Below are 18,864 nucleotides of genomic sequence, written 5' to 3' on the forward strand. Positions count from 1 at the left end.
TAACAACTAACAACTAACAACATTAATTAATTTTTTGCCAATAATCACTGGCTTCTGACGGACTCATCCAGAGTAAGCGCAGATCGCCTAATTCTAAAGCAGGAGAGTCAGGGGGTAGGGTGAGGGGATGTAATTCTAAGTTTTGGACGACTTTGGCGCCGATCGCCCGTGCCAATAAGGGGGGTAGGGCATTGCCGACTTGACGAAAGCCATGCCATTTGGTGGCGTGGAAGCGAAACCAGTCGGGAAATGAATGTAAGCGAGCGGCTTCTCTAACGGAGATGACCCGGGGATGCTTGGGATGAATTGGTCGGGGAGAGGTGTGGCGCCCGCGATCGTTGCCGGTTCCCGCCCGTAAGGGGGGACAAACATGATTGATATCGAGGCGACGGAGCCGACTTTGGGGTTCAACTTTGCCCATCGGTGTGGTGGCGAACCTCTTGGCTGAGGCTTCGGTGTGAACGGTACGCATGGCGCCGGTGAGCATTTGCGGATTCCACTGTCGGGGATAGCCCAAGTTGTGGGGGTCGGGGATTAATCCTCGGAGCGATCGCGCATATTGGGAACTGCGCTGTTCGCATTCAAGCAACTGTTCTGGAGTCAGGAGAAGTTCATCGGTTCCCAGTAATTTATGCCAGCGATCGACATTGGGCAGGTCGGCGATCGCATCCCCGACGGTGACTTGAATCGCGTCTGGGTCATTAGCAGAAAATTCAGGATATTCTAGCAAAGGATAACCAATGCGGGTGCCAAGGATAAATAAGCGGCTACGGTCTTGGGGCACCCCAAAGTTACGAGCGTTAATCTCTTGAACCGGCTGGGTAATGTGATAACCTCCAGCGGCTAAATCCTCTAATAATTTTTTTCTTAAGTCATCGTAAGGCGCATCCAATAAGTTCGTCACATTTTCCATGACAAAATAGCGCGGTTGCAGTTCGCGAACTAAGCGACTAAACTCAAAGACCAAATCATTTCGCTCGTCTTGTAATTCCCGCTTATTAGTTTGAGAAAATCCCTCTGCTGGCGGCCCCCCAATCACTAAGTCAATTTCACCCTGCCACGGTTTTACCGGACGGTGACGGTAGATTTCCACTGGATGAGAAATCCATCCCCTAATTGCCGCATTTTCAATTGCTTTTGCCGAAACTTTGGTCGCATCGGCACAGAGAACTGTGGTGTGAGGAAAGTTATAAGAATAGACCGCTGCATGGACGGGATCAATGTCTAAGGCGGCTACCACGTCAAATCCGGCTTGTTCAATGCCCAGAGAAAATCCGCCAACTCCGGCAAATAAATCCACGGCGATCGGTCGGGTTCGATGCCGATGCCCGGACAGATTGTGAGCAAATGGTTGAGTAAATGGGGAAGTAAATGACACAGTTGGCGATCTGGCTAAAATTTACTGGCTAAAACTTATGCGACTGGAGCTAATGGATCTAACATAGAGCAGTTTTGACCCTTTTAATATGGGGAATTAGAACTGCTTTCATATTGAAACATGATTTTCGCAAATTTTGAGCGATCGCCAGAAAGGTTTAAAAAACTTGACATTAGACAATTCCAATTGAATCAGCTTTTAGCCGCTATTTTTCTGGGCTAAACCTGGGCTAAAATTGCCAAAATTGATTGGGCAGCGCGATCGCACGCGCCAATTTCTCCTAGGGCTTGACGCATTGTTTGATAATCCTGGAGGATTTGTTGCCGTTTGGGGGTATTTTGAAGCAATGGTAAAGATTCACGGACAATATTGGCGGGAGTGACTTGATCTTGAAGTAACTCCGGCACAATTGATTTCATTAAAACTAAATTTACCGGAGACATAAACGGAATTGAGAATTTGAGCAGCTTGGCCAAAATCCAGGCGCTAATCGGGTTGAGGCGATAAATCACCACTTGAGGGACATTTAACAAGGCAATTTCTAGGTTGACGGTGCCTGATTTGGTAATGGCCAAATCTGCGGCAGCGATGCCTAGGTGATTGTTTTCCCCTGTCAAGATTTTGGCTGGTAATTTAAATAAAGCGATCGCTTTTTCGATATCTTGGCGATAAATTTGGTTGGACACAGGAATCACAAATTGCACGTTGGGTAAATGCTCTTGAATAGCCCGAGCCCCGGCCAACATCACTGGCAATAAATATTTAATTTCTTGCCGTCGCGAAGCGGGTAATAAGGCAATCACTGGCTGGGAAGAATTAATCCCTAAAGCGGCGCGGGCTTGTTCCCGGTTGGCTGCCCCTTGTATCTGGTCAATTAAGGGATGACCCACCCAGGTGACATGGGCGCCTTTTGCTTGATAATAACGAGCTTCTTCGGGAAAAATCGCGATGAGGCGATCGCAAATGCTAACAATTTCGCTGGTATTTTTGTGATTAAAAGACCACACCCATTCCTGGGGGGCAATATAATAAACAATCGGCACTTGGGGAAAATGCCGCCGAATATAATTACCCAGCCTTAAATTTGGCCCGACATAATCAATCAAAATCACTAAATCCGGGGTATTTTGTTGCAGATATTGGTAGATTTTTGCTTGCAGTTTTAGGGTGGGCAAAATATAAGGCAAAGATTCCAGAATGCCTACAGAACCAATGGCGGTTGTATTCGCCCAAATAGTTGCCCCGGCTGCGGCCATGCGATCGCCCCCCAGGGCAAAAATTTCTAAATCTTTAGATTCTAAATCTTTAGATTCTAAATCTTTAGATTCTAAATCTTTAACTTCTAAATCTTTGCCTGGGGCTAAAAATTGACGGTTTAATGCCTCAATGAGTAAAGAACCTTGCAAATCACCGGACACTTCCCCAGTGCTAATAAAAATGCGCTTGGATCGGTTCTTTTTCGCAGTTATGCTGGCTTCATTTTCTGGTTTCGGTTTCATTAAATATTTTTAATCTTATTCTCAAACTTTCCAGGAGTCAGTCCGCGTCTATCCTCTGTTAATGACTGGGTGATAAAGTCAGATAAATGGGTTAAATATGGATTTTCTGGAATTAAATTTAACTGTTCTAATGCCTCTTTTAAAGACAATCCAGAGCGATACAAAATCCGAAAAGCTTTTTTCAAAGATTGACTTTCTTCCGCGCTAATTCCTGCCCGTTTCAGCCCCACGGTATTCAGGACGCGAACTCGCGATGGCGATCCTTCTACTAACATATAAGGAGGAATATCATTGATAATGCGACTGCATCCGGCAATCATAGCCAGTTGGCCAATATGCACAAACTGATGAATTCCTGTCACCCCACCAATCACCGCTCGTGATTCAATGTGAACATGACCAGCCATATTCACCGAATTGGCCATGACTACATGGTTTTCGATCGCGCAATTATGGGCTACATGGGCATAAGCCATCAGCAGGTTATGATCGCCAATGGTTGTGCTTTCTCCCTCCCCTGTGGCTCGATTAATTGTCACATATTCTCTGATCGTATTGCCATTGCCAATCTTGGTAAAACTGATCGCTCCTTTATATTTTAAATCTTGAGGTTCGGTGCCGAGCGCGGCACCGGGAAAAATCCGATTGTCTTCGCCAATTTCTGTATGGCCATCAATCACCACATGGCTATAAATTTTGGTGTTTTTGCCAATTTTTACGTTTTTCCCAATCACACAAAACGGGCCAACTTCTACCGTTGGATCTAACTCGGCTTCCGGGTGAATACTTGCTGTTGTATGAATCATATTAATTATTAACAAAGTTGTTGGTTGTTTGTTGTTTGTTGTTGGGTAGGGATTCTTTGGGTAGGGATTCTTTGGGTAGGGATTCTTTGGTTGATGAACAAAGAACAAACAACAAAGAACAAACAACAAAGAACAAACAACAAAGAACAAACAACAAAGAACAAACAACAAATATGCTAGGCTTTTTTTTGCCAATGCGGAGGTCAGTCCGCCAAGGAAAACATCAGAGTTCCTTCGCAAACTTTCTGGCCATCGACTAAGGCGATCGCCTCCATTTTGGCGACCCGCTTGCGCTTTACCACCAGCAGTTTTGTGGTCATTTTCAACTGATCTCCCGGCACCACCGGACGCCGAAAGCGCACCTCATCAATTCCAGCAAACAACCAAATTTTCCCATGAGGTAATTCAGGATGTTGACTCAGAACAATTCCCCCCACTTGAGCCATTGCCTCGACAATTAACACCCCAGGCATAATGGGTTTTCCGGGAAAATGTCCTTGAAAATGCGGCTCATTAAAAGTGACATTTTTCATTCCCACCGCCAATTCCCCAGGGACATATTGAATGATTCGATCCACTAGGGCAAAAGGATAACGATGAGGGAGCAACTTGTGGATTTCTTCCACATTAAAGCAGACAGTTTCTCTAGCAATATCTTCAGACAATTTTTTTTCACCCAGATCCGTTGTCTCACGAGCAGTGGTTTGCTGCTCAATTGTTTTAGACATAAGCTTAAATCAAGCTTTACTAAGTAAGCGAGTAAGTTTGATATGTAGGTGATGGCTGGCTTTATAGGCCACAAAATGAGCTACGGGAAAGCTGCCCAGCAAGCTCAAATCTCCCACTAAGTCTAGAATTTTATGACGGACTGGTTCATTTGCAAACCGCAAGGGCGGATTTAGCCAACCAGATGGGCTGCAAACCAGGGCATTTTCTAAGCTGCCACCTTTAATTAAACCGGCGGCTCGCAGTTGGTCAATTTGGTGGGCTAACCCAAAAGTCCGAGCGGGGGCAATTTCTGCCATAAAGCTTTCGCGAAATCCCTCCTGCCCCCTGGCGCGATCTGGCGACCAACTATACCACTGCCGACCGATCGCCGGTAAATCAAAATCGATCGCATAACTAAAGCGCAGTTCATCCGCTGGTAACGCGGCGACAAAGGCATCATTTTGGCGCACCCATACCGGAGTCTTAAGCTTTTTGGGCAGGGGATTTTTGGGCAGGGTCAGGGAGTTGGTTGGGTCTTGTGGAGTTTTGAACTGGGTGGCGGGCACCAGTCCCACCCGGAGAATTTCTTGCGCCCAAGGTAGGGCTGACCCATCTAACAGCGGCACTTCCGGGCCATCAATTTCAATTCTGGCGTGGCTAACCCCCATTCCCGCTAAGGCTGCGAGGAGATGTTCTACGGTTCTCACCCTAGCCTCACCACTGGCTAACTCCGTAGAAAGGGTGGTTTGATGGACTGCATCTACATGAGTGGCGATCGCGGGTTTTCCCGGCAAATCAACCCGGACAAAGTAACGCCAGGAGTCCGCAAGGGATGATTTCTGGGCAGGCAGCACTTTGACCGTGGTGAAATTCCCTGTATGTAAACCCACCCCAGACAGTTCAAACCCTGCGGCCAAAGTCATTTGGGGAACAGGGAACGGGGAATAGGGAACGGAGAATATTGCCTTCCCGCCCTGCCCAGACTTTTTCCCTCTTTTTAATTCATACATTAGAATTTCTCTCCAATGCCAAAGTGGAAACGACTATCACCCTCATCATTGAAACCGTAATCAACTCTAATTGCCCCTAGGGGAGACTGGACGCGAATTCCCAGACCATAGCCAAACCCTTCACCGGGCTTACCCCGGACTCCTGCGGGGTCGCCGTCCACTTCACTGCCGGTTCCCAAGTCAGAACCCACATCAAAAAATAACGCTCCGCCAACTAATGAATAAACCGGAAAACGATATTCAGCGGTGGCTTGAACGTAACTCCGACCAGTACCCAGTTCGCCTTCCCCGTATCCGCGCACGGTACTGCTGCCGCCGAGAGAAAAGGCTTCATAAGGGGGTAAGTCTCCAATTACCGTTCCCGCTTGGAAATTCACCGCAAAGGTTTGTGGGCCTTGGGAGAAGCGAATTAAATTTACTGGAACATAATGACTGACGCTACCTCGGAGGCGATTTAAGAAAATACTGCCGCTGCCCACGGGAATTGATTGCTCGCTGCTCAGACGCAAGACCGACCCTTGTGTCGGTTGTTGGGCGCTATTGCGGCCATCATAAACTGTTCCCAACTCGAAGGTGATCAGGTCATCTTGCCCGTCTTCGTTAAAGCTGAGTAGGTTGCCCAGTTCATCGCGGGGGGTAATATCCCCATCCCCGTCTCTAACACTGACTCGTTGATATTGCAATCCCAGAGAACCCCGCCAGTTGCGAGCTAAAGGACGGAAAAAGCTGACGCCACCGCCGAGTCGCAGTAATCTGGGGCGATCGCCATTTTCCAAGGTGACTTCGTTTTCGCCGCCATCGAAAATTAAAGAAATGGAACGACGCCGAAAAGCATTCACTGTATAAGAAAGCCTTTCCGTACCCGCAATCCAAGGATCGGTGAAGCTGATGTCGTACAACAGGGCTCGCTCACCCACTTGGACTTCCGCGCCAAATTTCTGGTTGCGGCCAAACAGGTTTTGTTCTTGATAGCTGACGGTGCCAAATAAGCCACTGGCGGAACTGACCCCGGCACCAGCGGCGATCGAGCCAGTATTTTTTTCAATCACATTCACTACTACGACCACCTTCCGGGGGTCTGTACCGGGATTCAGAGACAGTTGCACGTCCTCAAAGATGCCTAAACCAAAGACCCGCTGCAAGTCTCTTTCTACGAGCGATCGGTTAAACACCCCGCCCGGTTCCAGTCCGAGTTCTCTGGTGATGATGTATTCTTTGGTGCGACCTTTAATCGGTTCACCATTTTCATCGACGGCCTCGCCATCTTTATTCAAGAACCGAATCTCGATACTTTCAATGGTTCCTTCGGCCACTTCTAATGTCACCAAGCCATCAGGGCTGACTTCCGGGGCATCAATTACTTGGGCCAAAATGTAGCCATTTTCTTGATACCAATTATTCAACCGTTGGATACCCTGTTGTAAGTCCCGAAAGTTAATGATTTTGCCGTACTGGTTGCCAAATGCGGCGGATATTTCACTCTGGGGCAGTACGCTATTGCCCACCACCTCAACCGATCGCAGTATGGGGTTGGCTTCTACCACAAAGGTGACTCGGACACCGAGAGGGGTGTCTTCGGGTTCCGCTCGCACTTTGGAGAAATATCCCGTGGCAAAAATCGCGTTAATGTCTTCTTGGAGTTGCGATCGCGTGGTGGTGCGTCCCGGTCTTAAAGAAATTACCCGATAAATCTCATCTTCCAGTTCTCCAGATACCCCACTCACCGCCACCTCTGCCACCAACACATCTGGCTGATTCCCTGGAGAAACCGGCGTAGGGCCGATGGGACTTGGCTGCCTGGGCTCTGGCTGAGTAGGAGGTTGACTGGGGGGAGATAATGGTTCCGCTTGTGGAGTTGCTTCGGCGGGAGTTGCTTCGGCGGGAGTTGCGCCTGCGGGAGTTGCGCCTGCGGGAGTTGCTTCGGCGGGGGTTGCTTCGGCGGGAGTTGTGGACTGATTTTCTGCCGGTTCACTTGCCGGAGTGGTCTGCGGCGAAGCTGCTTGAGCCAATAACTGAGTGGCAGATATGGTCTCGTTTTCTGCCACAGGTTCAATACCTTTTTGGGGCGAACTCTCAGAAATGACCCCCAGAGATGGTCTGACTGCGGATAACTCAGCCCTGACCAATAAGTCATTGGCAGAATTCACAACCTTATGATTTGATGACTCTAGGGAATCTAAACTACTTGGATGGAAAACTGGGAGACTGATGGGGGCAAACTCCTGGGTTCGCGACGGCTCCTGAGAACTGATTAAGGAATCCTTTGGGAGTTCTCCCCTGGCTGAATCCACTGTTTTTTGGTGGTCTGTCTGCTCAACCGGGCTGACCAAGGAGTTATCCGAATTAACGGCTGGGTTGGAGGTTTCACCCTTGCTAGGGGTAGAAACACTCAAAATCGTTGAGGCAGTGAATACGGCTCCCAACAGCGTAGATAAGCGCATTGTTTTATTTTCCGACACCTTCACACCATTTAAAATTAAGCTAAAATTAAGCTAAAACTAAGCCAAAACTAAGCCAAAAATTGACCAAACTGAAGCCAAAACTAAGCCAAAACGCCAAAAGCGATAATTAAGCTCATAATTAGCCAAAATTAAGCACTTTAATTAAGGACTTTTGGCACTGAACATGACAACTTAAAAGTGATTTTAGGTTATTCACCTATTTCGGCTTTCTGTTTAAGTTGTCCGGATGAATGTTTGCGGTTTTACCCTTGAGTTTTACTGTTTAAAACTCGTTCTAGCACTTTTTGATAAGCCGATTCTACTTGGCCTAAATCTTGGCGAAATCGGTCTTTATCCATGATTCGTTTGGTTTGATCCGTTTCCCCTTCATCCCACAGTCGGCAAGTATCTGGACTGATTTCATCAGCCAGCAACAGTTTGCCGTTGACATCTAGACCAAATTCCAGTTTGAAATCCACTAGGGTAATGCCACACTGGTGGAAAAATTCCGTGAGGATTTCATTGATTTGTAAAGTCATTGTTTTGAGTTGATCAAGCTGTTCTGGTGTTGCCAGTTCTAATAGTAGAAGCCGATCGCGAGTTAACAGGGGATCTCCTAATTCATCATTCTTATAGAAGAATTCCACCAGAGGATGTTTCAAGACCGTACCCAAGGGCAACCCCGTTTGCTTGCAAAGGCTACCGGCAGCAATGTTCCGCACCACCACTTCCACGGGGACAATTTTCACCCGTCGCACCCGCATTTGGTTCGGGGCGGGTTGGTCAATCCAGTGGGTGGGAATGCCTTTGGCTTCCAGAATTTGAAACAGTTCGGTACTCATCCGGCAGTTGATTTCGCCTTTGCCGATGATGGTGCCACGTTTCAGGGCATTAAATGCTGTGGCATCATCTTTAAAGTGTGTCAGCAAAATTTCTGGATCTTCGGTAGAATAAATAATTTTGGCTTTACCTTCGTAAAGTTTTTGCATATCGGCCATAAGGGTTGGGTTTTTGTCACTAAATAATGGATCTCGCCTGTATTCTGCCATAACCAGGGCAAATTTTGAGCGGTTTTGAGATTTTTTTGCCATGAGGTCTTGAATTTTGCTTAAATAAAAGCGTCCCAGCATATATCTGGGCATATATCTGGTGGGAATATATCTGGGAATATATTGGGTAATTCAGTCATTCATCGTTCAATAATAAAATTTGATGAAAAATATGGATTTTTAGAGCTATTTATGATTATTTATGATTATTTAGTTGTCATGGTATGCACCCCATCCCAAGAATCAGGCGGGGGTAATTGAATATAATTGAGCGATCGCTGAATATGTAAGCTTACCGATCGGTCTTGTTCTTGCAAGCCTTGAGCTTTTTGGAATAGTTCTAACGCTTGCTGAAAATTGCGATTCATATAGGCTACACGAGCTTGGTTATAAGTTTCCAGAAACTCTTCGGTTTCTGGTGCTAAAGGATGGCTGGCTAATCCAATTAGTTCATAGATGCTGACTGCTTGTTTTTTGCCTTTTACCCGAATTTTATCTAATTCCCTGACTCTAATGCGATCGCGACATAATTGATAAGTAAATTCACTTAAAATAATATCACAATGGTATTGTTTGGTGATGCTTTCTAAGCGAGAACTTAGGTTAACTCCATCGCCAATTACTGTATAGTCCATACGTTTTTGGGAACCAATATTTCCTGACACCACTTCCCCGGAACTAATGCCAATGCCAATGGCAATTTTATGCTCGGTTTGGCGATCGTTAAATTCCTTGAGGCGCGATCGCATATCCAAGGCAGACTGCACCGCTTTCCAGGCATGATCTTGGATCGGTAAAGGTGCCCCAAATACCGCCATTAAAGCATCACCAATAAATTTATCTAAGGTGCCATCATAATTAAACACCGCCTCCACCATTGTTTCAAAATATTGGTTTAATAAAGAAACCACTTGAGACGCTTCAAAGTTTTCCGTCAGGGTGGTATAACCGCGAATATCGGAAAATAAAATAGTCACTTCTTTGCGTTCCCCGACCATTAAAGCATCTTCACCCAAAGCCATTACTCTTTCCGCAACTCCAGGAGTCATGTAACGATACATGGTGGTCTTCATTCTTTTTTCCTGACTGATATCTTCTAGTACCACTAAACCTCCCCTAACTCCCCCTTCCGGGTTGGTTAAAGGATTAACGGTTAGATTAATACTGCGTTCGATTTTTTCAATTTGACTGGCATTAATTCTGGGTTGATTTACAAATTCTGAGGATTCATTCCAGAGGAGATAAATTTCAGGATTTGTGCGATCGCTAATTGCTAAACTATACCGTTCACAAATATCTCTGGTATGAAAAATTTGTTCTCTGGATTCTATATATAATCCCACGGTTAAACTTTGCTCTGGGACATAATGTTTTGCGGCATTTTTTAAACTATCTTCTAAACGCCAGCGTAAATTTTCAATGGGTACTACTTCCCACAGTAAGCGTCCGATTAATTTTTGCTGCCAAAGTAGTAACTGTTCTTTTCCCTGTTCTCCCTTAGTCGGACACCCCAACAAGGCGATCGCGGCTTCATTAATCGTCACGATTATTCCCAGCATATCCGTAGAAATAACCGCATCAGAAAGACTTTCTAAAATATCTTTTTGATACTGCTTTTCTACCATCACACTTTCAAATAACTGAGCATTTTCTAAGGCCATGCCTGCTTGAGCATTAAAAGCTCTTAAAAACGCTTCATCGGCACTGGTAAAATTGCCTTTAATCTTATTAATTAGTTGAGTGACGCCAATCAAATTGCCTTGGGCATTAAATACCGGCATACAAAGAATATTCCGGGTTTTGTATCCAGTCCGTTCATCGGTACTCGGATCGAAACGCGGGTCTTGATAAGCATTGGGAATATTCAAAGTTTGGCCGGTAGATGCCACATATCCGGCGATGCCTTTATTGGCAGAAATGCGGATTTCCATCATGGTTTTGCCATCGGCTTTGGCTACTTTTGTCCAAAGTTCGTTGGTTTCTTTACTGAGTAAAAATAAGGTGCTGCGATCGGCTTGCATTAAATCTTTGGCTTGATCCATTACAGCGCGTAAAGTGGTTTCTAAATCTAGACTTTGCCCCAAGGTTGTTGTGGCTTTCACCAGGGCATTTACTCCCCTTTGATTTCTCGCAGCCATGTAAAAAGATTGGCAACTATCGAGAATAATCCCGATCGCCTGAGCAAATTCCCGGAATTCTTCCTCGTCACGAGCGTCAAAGGGCAGGCGATCGGTTCTGTTTAAAAGTTGCACCACCGCCAAAGCATTCGTCTCGTCTTTCCGACTAAAAATTGGCATACATAGCAAATTTTCCGCCGTAGTTCCTAGGGCTTCATCGACTTCTGCATTAAATAAAGGATGATTGTAAGCATCGCTAATATTGACACCTTTGCCAGTTTTGGCCACATAACCCAAGATGCCAATATTGATTGGCTTACTGATTTCTATGGTTTGCCCAGTTTCATTATCGGTAATTTTTGACCAAAGTTTCCGTCTTTGGTCATCTACTAAGAAAATTGTAGTTTTTTCCGCTTTCAGGATTTGGCCAATTTTTAGAGTTAACGCATCTAAAATTTGCTCCAGGATATTTTCTAGGGATTCATTCTCAATCAAATCCAGTGCTCTGAGATATTGCTGAAATTCTGCGGTAATAAAATCCAGCAGACAGACAAATTCTCCCACTGGCAGTTTTTTGACTAAATTAGCCAGAACGCCGGTTTGATTCACTTGCGTCAGCCTAGCTAAAACACTACCAGCATTAGAAAAGGTCATGGGGAAGTATCCGAGGTATTTTTATTATCCAGCATAGCTTAGATGATGTAGGGTCTAGGCTGTGGGCAGTAGAAACTTGGCAACATTCAGAAACCGGGTTTCTTTTTTGTAAGAAACAGTTAACTCTGGACTTCACAGCAGAAACCCGGTTTCTGGTTTTATTGCCGATCGCTGGATCGGGAAGTTATGCCGCATTCGGCAATGATTCAACAGCCATCACCGATTGATAGTACCGACGGAGTTGGGCAGTTGCCGCTGACCAGCCCCACCGTTCCGCTTCCTGGCGGGCATTTTGACGCAGGGTTTCTCGTTCTTTTTGGTTGGCTAATAACCTTTGGGTGGCCAGAATTGCCCCGTCTTCCGCTTCCGGGTCAAATAAATAGCCGTTCACGCCATCGGTGACAATATCCAAAATGCCCCCTCTGGCGGCAGCTACTACGGGACAACCGGCAGCCATTGCTTCGAGTAGGACTAAGCCCAAGGTTTCGGTACGGGAGGGAAAGATGAAGGCATCCGCAGAGGCAAAGGCGCTGGCAAGTTCTTTACCCCGCAGGTAGCCGACAAAGTTAGTGGGCGTTCCGGCAAAATGTTCTTGCAGTTGTTGGCGGTTTGGGCCATCACCGACTAGGGCTAAACGAGCATCGGGAATGGCCGCTAGGATGGGTTTGATGCGATCGATTTCTTTTTCGGCACCGAGACGACCTACATATAATAGTAGAGGACTTTCTGGGTGGCCTTGGCTCAGGCGATCGCGCATTTCTGGACTGGCTAATTCCGGTTGAAATAGTTCGGTATCTACTCCCCGTTGCCATAAATCGACTCTTTCAATGCCGTGCGATCGCAATTCTTTGACCATTGCCGTGGAAGTACAGAGATTCAGATCCGCTTGATTGTGGGCGCTTTTGAGCAATTCCCACAACAAGGGTTCCAGAATACCCAGGCCATAATGTTGCAAATACTGGGGTAAATGGGTATGGTATGACGCCACCAGGGGAATTTTCATGGTTTTGGCGTAATACAAGCCCCCTAGACCCAAAATTGCCGGATTGACTACATGGATTAAATCCGGCTGGAATTTTTCCAACACTGGACGAATGGAAGGATTCGGGGGCGCCAGTTTTAATTCTGGGTACATGGGTAAGGGAAAACCACTGACTCCATAGACTTGGGAGCCTTTGTAGTCTTGAATGCCATAATCCGGTGAGATGATTAAGACGCGATCGCCAAATCTTTGGAGATGATCGATCGTCTGACAAAGACGGGTGACAATCCCATCAATCTTAGGTAGAAAAGTTTCCGTAAAAAGAGCGATTCGCATGGGGTTGCGTCTTTAATATTGCTGCTGTGAATATTGCTGCTGTGAATATTGCTGCTGTGAATATTGCCTGGGATAATTTATTGCTGATATTCGGCGCTAATCTTGGACTAAAGTTAATTTTTCTCGTTGACTGCGTGGTAATCCTTTTGATTCTTTGAACGAGAAAAATTAACTACATATTTTTTGCGGTTTGTCTGAAGCCATAATATTTATTATGTTAAGTAGAATGGCAGAAATAAATGCACCACATACCCCATGAGAAAAAAACTGTCATTCCCGCGAAGGCGGGAATCCAAAGCCTATCGGCGGGGAAGGAAAAGTGCAATTAATTATGTTTACCTACTTATTTATTATGTTGGCTTCAGAAAATAACCGGTTTCTGGCAAGATTAATCAGGGAAAATTGAGCGATTTTCCCTGATTAATTTTCCCTGATTCATGTTAGCGCCGCCAAGAAACTTTGGGCAGAATATGTTTTTGATCCACGCGTTCTTTGTACTTAATCGCGAATTTCAGCAGGGAATCAATCAGCGAATCCGAGAGATAGTGAGGCTTTAAGCCCAAATCGAGTAAATTTGTGTTTTTGGCTTTAAAGTAATGTTCCTCTTTTTCTACCCGTGGGTTATCAATGTTATGAACTTCTACATCTAGTCCCAAAGATACCCCTGCTTGTTTCACTTTCATGGCCAAGTCTTTGACACTGAACATTTCCGTGAATTGGTTAAAGACTCTGAATTCACCGGGTGCGGCTGGGTGGCTAAATACACCCCGTTCGGCGGGATTTCCTAATGCTAATTCAATACAACGCACCGTATCCCGAATGTCCAAGAAAGCCCGCGTTTGTCCGCCACTACCGTAGACGGTTAGGGGATGTCCCACTGCCGCTTGGATGCAGAAACGATTTAACGCCGTCCCAAATACGCCATCGTAGTCTAGACGGTTAATTAGCATTTCATCCATGCCAGTTTCATCGGTCAGAACGCCATAAACGACGCCCTGATTTAAGTCGGTAGCCCGCAGACCCCAAACCTTACAAGCAAAGTGAATGTTATGGCTGTCGTGGACTTTACTTAAGTGATAGAAACTACCCGGTTGTTTGGGATAGGGCAGGGTATCTTTGCGGCCATTATGTTCAATGGTGATATAGCCTTCTTCAATATCAATATTAGGCGTGCCATATTCGCCCATTGTCCCCAGTTTGACTAGGTGGCAGTCGGGGAAATGTTCTTTGATGGCATAGAGAATATTCAGATTTCCCACCACATTATTTGTCTGGGTGAGTACCGCGTGTTCTCTATCGATCATGGAGAAGGGGGCCGATCGCTGTTCCCCAAAGTGAACGATCGCCTCTGGTTCAAACTTGATCAGGGATTTGATCAGGAAATCGTAGTTGGTGATGTCCCCAATAAACAGATCGATATGTTTGCCGGTCAGGTCATGCCACCGTTGGATCCGGTGTTGGATGGGGGCGATCGGGGTCAGGGTTTCCGCACCCAGTTGCAAATCCCAGTGCCGACGCACCAAACTATCTAATATGCCTACTTCATAACCTCGGTTGGAAAGGTAGAGGGCGGTTGCCCAACCGCAGTAACCGTCACCACCAATGACTAAAACTTTCATAAATTGATAAATTTTGCTTGCCGATACTCGGTAAATTTATCAGGTTTTGTGCCTCGTTTCACATTTTTAGGGGTGGGACTTCTGCTATGGGTCTGGTCTTGTCTGGGTTTCGCGGTGATTTGACTATGAGTTAGAAATGAGGAAAGGTAGTCTAGGTTACATTCCGGTAATCGTTGTTGGTTGTTGATTGTTGATTGTTGGTTGTTGGTTGTTGATTGTTGATTGTTGATTGGTAACGGATGGGCGACTTTGTGTTCTTTGTGTCTCTGTGGTGAAAAAAATAGGCAACGGATAAGGATAAGCAACGAATTAGCGTCAGGATTAGCTATGACAGATGGCTGTTGCAATGTCATATATCGGATTGAATCGCTCTATAATTATGGGGGCAATTATGGGGGCTTGGTGGTCGATCTGCTTCTGATTCCGGCGATCGCGATCCATCGCCCCAAGTTTAAAGAAATATCAACGCCAATATGATGACTCAATGCCTTAATCCTAATTGCCTGAAGCAAAACCGGGCAGAGAATCAGTTTTGTGAAAAGTGTGGCGGGAAATTGCTCCTGCGCGATCGCTATCGTGCTCTATCTATGATTGGAGAAGGCGGCTTTGGTCGCACTTTTAAAGCTTGTGATGAAGACAAGCCATCCAAACCTTTTTGTGTGATTAAGCAGTTTTTACCCCAAGTTCAAGGCACCGCTAACCAACAAAAAGCCGCTGAATTATTCGATCTTGAGGCAAAAAGATTAGAGACTTTGGGTTCACATCCTCAAATTCCCGCACTGTTTGCTTATTTTACTCAAGAAGGACGCCAATATTTAGTCCAGGAGTTTATCGACGGGGAAAACTTACAAAAGGAACTTGAGCGAAACGTCTTCACAGAAGAGCAAATCAAAGAACTACTGGCTGATTTGTTACCAGTGCTGCAATTTTGTCACGAAAAACAAGTGATTCACCGAGATATCAAGCCAGAAAATATTATTCGCAGAAATAGCGATCGGGCTTTGGTTTTGGTGGACTTTGGAGCGGCTAAATTCGTCACGGATACATCTTTGTCTGTGGGAACCGCGATCGGTTCACCGGGTTATCAGTCTCCTGAACAGTCTTTAGGAAAAGCTACATTTGCCAGCGATATCTACGGTTTAGGATCCACCTGCATTCACTTGTTAACTGGGGTTAATCCTTGTGATTTGTTCGATGCATATGAAGACAGATTGCTGTGGCGCGATCGTTTACCTGAAGCCATCAGTGATGAACTGGCTCAAATTCTCGATAAAATGCTGCAACGAAGTCTCGATCGGCGCTATAAATCAGCCGAGGAAGTTTTAGCAGCACTCAATCCCCCAAGGTCTGCAAAACATAATCAAAATGTGGTTCTCGAAAGTGATAAGGGCATTGACTATACTCATCTACGCCACCTTTTGCAAGCCGGAAAATGGCAAGCAGCAGACGAAGAAACTGCTAAAAAGATGCTGGAAGTAATGAATCGAAAGTCTTTACCGTTTCTCCGACGTAAAGACATTGAGAATTTCCCTTGTAAAGACTTACGCACTATTGACCAGTTGTGGGTCAAATATTCAAAGGGTTATTTTGGGTTTTCGGTTCAGTCTCGGATCTTAGAAGAGCTTGGCGGAGTTGGAGAAGAATATGGTAAGCAAATCTGGGAACAATTTGGCGATCGTGTAGGGTGGCGTAAAAAAGGTAAATGGCTGAAGTATCAAGACATCGCATTTAATAATACTGCACCTCCGGGTCATCTCCCAGTTGGTGGGGCTGGACTGAGGAGACTTACAGCGGAGTTGTTCGATATGGGGTTTTTTGTGAAAAGATTTTCGGCTCTGGTCAGAAGGCTGGCAGTCTGTAGAATTTCATAATTATTATTAATCCACGTTCAGCGAACTTAATTGTTATTGGTTTTAACCCGTTGACGGAAACGAGCGATCGCTATTTTATTTTCCAATCAGCAACGTATCGTTGTTGATTGTTGATTGTTGATTGTTGATTGTTCATTGGCAACGGATGGGCGCCTTTGTGTCCTTTGTGTCTTTGTGGTGAAAAAAATAGGCAACGGATCAGCGTGAGGATAAGAGGCGATCGCGCAGCGTCCCGGAGGGAATCGCTATTTTATTTTCAAATAGGGGAAAGATGAGGTAAGTTAGCTTTTTTTGAGCAATGGTAAAATGAGAATAATCTGTAACCAACCATGATTTAAGGTTTGAATCAAATATGACTGAGTTACTTCAAAAAGCGAAAAGCCCTTCGGGCATGGCTTCGCTTACCGCCCAAATCGAGAAACTTCCCATAGATGAACAAAATACCATTGCCAGTCGTTGGCTGGCTGAACTAGAAGACGAGGAAGCATGGAAATCTCGATTTCAAGCTACGACAGATGAGCAATGGGATCGAATCGCGGAAATGGTACATCAAGAAATTGCCGCTGGTGACATTGATTCAATTGATGATGTTTTTCCTCCAAAACCATGAATTCAAGTATGACGAAAACTTTTCGGAAGAAATTAATTCAGCTTCCCGAAGAGGTACAAGAACAGGCAAATAAAGCTTTTATAACCCCATTTTTTTTGACTGATAATTTTTGTTGAGGCGAGCGCTATTTTATTTTCAAATAGGCAGCGGATGGGCGATCGCTATTTTATTTTCCGATAATTTTTCTCTTTGTGTTTCTTTGTGTCTTTGTGGTGAAAAAAATAGGCAACGTCCCGGAGGGAATCGCTATTTTATTTTCAAATAGGCAACGGATGGGCGATCTATGACCTTATGAAAATGAGTGATATAATCCGCTTGATAACTCCTCATCAGACCTAACAGCAAAATTATAAATATGAAAGCAATTACGACTACTGGAAAAATTGATCCATCCGGTCAATTATCTTTAGACCAACCAATTGAAGGGACTGCACAGAGGTCAGTTCGAGTAATTATTCTGTTTGAAGAAACCGATTTGCCAGTAAGAAAAAATCTGATGTCAGCCGAAGAATTGCAGCAAGAATTAAAACAGGCTTTTACCGAAGCAGGCTATGATTCAAAGGAAAAAATTATTAATCTAGTCCAGGATATTAAACGAGAAATATCTCAAGAGCGTGAATCAAAAAACCACCAAGGTAGATAATGGCCATTCCTCAAACCGGAGAATTTGAATCTTTAACCCCATCGGAATTTGTGAAGAAGTATATCAACTGAGTTTGAGAGGCGATCGCGCAGCGTCCCGGAGAAAATCGCTATTTTATTTTCTGATAAGTTTTATCTTTGTGTCCTTTGTGTCTTTGTGGTGAAAAAAATAGGCAACGGATCAGAGGGAATCGCTATTTTATTTTGAAATAGGCAAGAGATAGGCGATCGCTATGGCAATTCTACCCCACCACCAATCTTCTCCTTTAGCAAGTCTGACGGGGTGACAGTATAATCAATCAGTGCGGCGTTATTCCCTGCCGTCTAACTCACTGCAAGACCTAACATGAACAGCGATCCGTACAATCTAAAACGTTTCCTGGACGCACAAGCTACAACCTACGATCGCGCCTTAGCCGAACTCAAAGCCGGTCAGAAGCGATCGCACTGGATATGGTACATCTTCCCCCAATATCGAGGCTTGGGTTTTAGCGCTATGTCACAAAAATATGCCATCCAAAGTCTAGACGAAACTAAAGCCTATTTAGCCCATCCGATATTAGGCGATCGCTTACTTGAATGTACCACAACAGTTTTAGGCATTACCGGGCGATCGGCAGATAAAATTTTTGGCTCCCCCGATGACCTTAAATTGCGTTCCTGTGCCACTTTATTTGCCGTAGTATCACCTGCGGATTCTCTGTTTGTGCAATTGTTAGATCGATTTTACCACGGGCAAAGAGATACCAAGACCTTGCAGTTGTTGGGGTTGGAAGAGTGAAGAATCGGGGCGATCGCCTTTGTGTTCTTTGTGTCTTTGTGGTGAAAAAATAGCGAAAAATGCCCAGGAGAACCCCCGCCAGAGGGTTCTCCGGTTGTGAAGCGATAAAGGGATTTGCCTGACCCGGAGAGGAACTCGATGGCTCCTAAAATTTCTTAACTTTCTTGATGTTTTTGTTGGTGTTAAGAAGGGCAACTCCGGGCCGGGCGCCCCTGGCGATCGCTTGGGCTTGTATTACATTTGCCCCAATTCGCCTTCATCTCTTTATAACTATTATTATTGTCTATTTTTTTATATTTGTCAATAGGTATTTAAAGTTTTTTTTGATGGTTATTTTTCGATTAAATTGGACTAATTTTAG

Annotated in this window: 15 protein-coding genes; 5 read left to right on the forward strand and 10 right to left on the reverse strand. The window is 45.1% G+C overall.

Features of this window, described 5'->3' with window-relative positions:
• Nucleotides 1-22: 22 nt before the first annotated feature.
• The 10 genes from AM228_RS02420 to AM228_RS02465 all read right to left on the reverse strand — a co-directional run bounded on the left by AM228_RS02420 (nucleotide 23) and on the right by AM228_RS02465 (nucleotide 14,599).
• Nucleotides 23-1,378 carry a DNA cytosine methyltransferase gene (locus AM228_RS02420; RefSeq protein ID WP_072160619.1) on the reverse strand — a complete coding sequence of 452 codons (1,356 nt, stop codon included), beginning with the start codon at nucleotides 1,376-1,378 and terminating at the stop codon, nucleotides 23-25.
• A gap of 218 nt (nucleotides 1,379-1,596) precedes the next feature.
• Nucleotides 1,597-2,877 (reverse strand): lipid-A-disaccharide synthase, encoded by a 1,281-nt coding sequence (lpxB, locus tag AM228_RS02425; protein ID WP_054464517.1) that lies wholly within the window; start codon nucleotides 2,875-2,877, stop codon nucleotides 1,597-1,599.
• Entirely contained in the window at nucleotides 2,877-3,683 is an 807-nt protein-coding gene (lpxA, locus tag AM228_RS02430) for an acyl-ACP--UDP-N-acetylglucosamine O-acyltransferase (protein ID WP_082348711.1), read from the reverse strand. Before lpxA ends, lpxB begins: the two co-directional genes overlap by 1 nt.
• Before the next feature lie 203 nt (nucleotides 3,684-3,886).
• The gene (fabZ, locus tag AM228_RS02435) at nucleotides 3,887-4,411 is read right to left on the reverse strand and encodes a 3-hydroxyacyl-ACP dehydratase FabZ (RefSeq protein ID WP_082348712.1); all 525 of its coding nucleotides are present in this window, start codon (nucleotides 4,409-4,411) and stop codon (nucleotides 3,887-3,889) included.
• 9 nt (nucleotides 4,412-4,420) lie between these two features.
• A complete protein-coding gene (lpxC, locus tag AM228_RS02440) occupies nucleotides 4,421-5,314 on the reverse strand; it encodes a UDP-3-O-acyl-N-acetylglucosamine deacetylase (protein ID WP_054464690.1) in 894 nt (297 codons plus the stop codon).
• Between the two features lie 86 nt (nucleotides 5,315-5,400).
• Nucleotides 5,401-7,842 carry a BamA/TamA family outer membrane protein gene (locus AM228_RS02445; protein WP_054464518.1) on the reverse strand — a complete coding sequence of 814 codons (2,442 nt, stop codon included), beginning with the start codon at nucleotides 7,840-7,842 and terminating at the stop codon, nucleotides 5,401-5,403.
• A gap of 263 nt (nucleotides 7,843-8,105) precedes the next feature.
• Nucleotides 8,106-8,840: a phosphoribosylaminoimidazolesuccinocarboxamide synthase gene (purC, locus tag AM228_RS02450; RefSeq protein ID WP_054464691.1), complete on the reverse strand. Its 735-nt coding sequence runs from the start codon at nucleotides 8,838-8,840 to the stop codon at nucleotides 8,106-8,108.
• A 257-nt stretch (nucleotides 8,841-9,097) separates the two neighbouring features.
• Complete coding sequence (locus AM228_RS02455) at nucleotides 9,098-11,662, reverse strand: adenylate/guanylate cyclase domain-containing protein (protein WP_054464519.1); 2,565 nt, start codon at nucleotides 11,660-11,662, stop codon at nucleotides 9,098-9,100.
• Nucleotides 11,663-11,846: 184 nt separating this feature from the next.
• A complete protein-coding gene (locus AM228_RS02460; protein WP_054464520.1) occupies nucleotides 11,847-12,980 on the reverse strand; it encodes a glycosyltransferase in 1,134 nt (377 codons plus the stop codon).
• 440 nt (nucleotides 12,981-13,420) lie between these two features.
• Complete coding sequence (locus tag AM228_RS02465) at nucleotides 13,421-14,599, reverse strand: UDP-sulfoquinovose synthase (RefSeq protein ID WP_054464521.1); 1,179 nt, start codon at nucleotides 14,597-14,599, stop codon at nucleotides 13,421-13,423.
• A gap of 327 nt (nucleotides 14,600-14,926) precedes the next feature.
• On the opposite strand from AM228_RS02465, the gene AM228_RS31635 reads away from it, so the two are divergent.
• The 5 genes from AM228_RS31635 to AM228_RS02485 all read left to right on the forward strand — a co-directional run bounded on the left by AM228_RS31635 (nucleotide 14,927) and on the right by AM228_RS02485 (nucleotide 18,503).
• Entirely contained in the window at nucleotides 14,927-15,076 is a 150-nt protein-coding gene (locus AM228_RS31635; RefSeq protein WP_156331478.1) for a hypothetical protein, read from the forward strand.
• The gene (locus tag AM228_RS02470; RefSeq protein WP_054464522.1) at nucleotides 15,073-16,470 is read left to right on the forward strand and encodes a serine/threonine-protein kinase; all 1,398 of its coding nucleotides are present in this window, start codon (nucleotides 15,073-15,075) and stop codon (nucleotides 16,468-16,470) included. Before AM228_RS31635 ends, AM228_RS02470 begins: the two co-directional genes overlap by 4 nt.
• A 352-nt stretch (nucleotides 16,471-16,822) precedes the next feature.
• A complete protein-coding gene (locus tag AM228_RS02475; RefSeq protein ID WP_054464523.1) occupies nucleotides 16,823-17,080 on the forward strand; it encodes a hypothetical protein in 258 nt (85 codons plus the stop codon).
• 355 nt (nucleotides 17,081-17,435) lie between these two features.
• The gene (locus tag AM228_RS02480; RefSeq protein WP_054464524.1) at nucleotides 17,436-17,723 is read left to right on the forward strand and encodes a hypothetical protein; all 288 of its coding nucleotides are present in this window, start codon (nucleotides 17,436-17,438) and stop codon (nucleotides 17,721-17,723) included.
• Between the two features lie 345 nt (nucleotides 17,724-18,068).
• On the forward strand, nucleotides 18,069-18,503 hold the full coding sequence (locus AM228_RS02485) for a DUF1810 domain-containing protein (protein WP_054464525.1): 435 nt from the start codon (nucleotides 18,069-18,071) through the stop codon (nucleotides 18,501-18,503).
• Nucleotides 18,504-18,864: the final 361 nt, after the last annotated feature.

Origin of the sequence: Planktothricoides sp. SR001 (assembly GCF_001276715.1) — a bacterium.
Classification (GTDB): domain Bacteria; phylum Cyanobacteriota; class Cyanobacteriia; order Cyanobacteriales; family Laspinemataceae; genus Planktothricoides; species Planktothricoides raciborskii.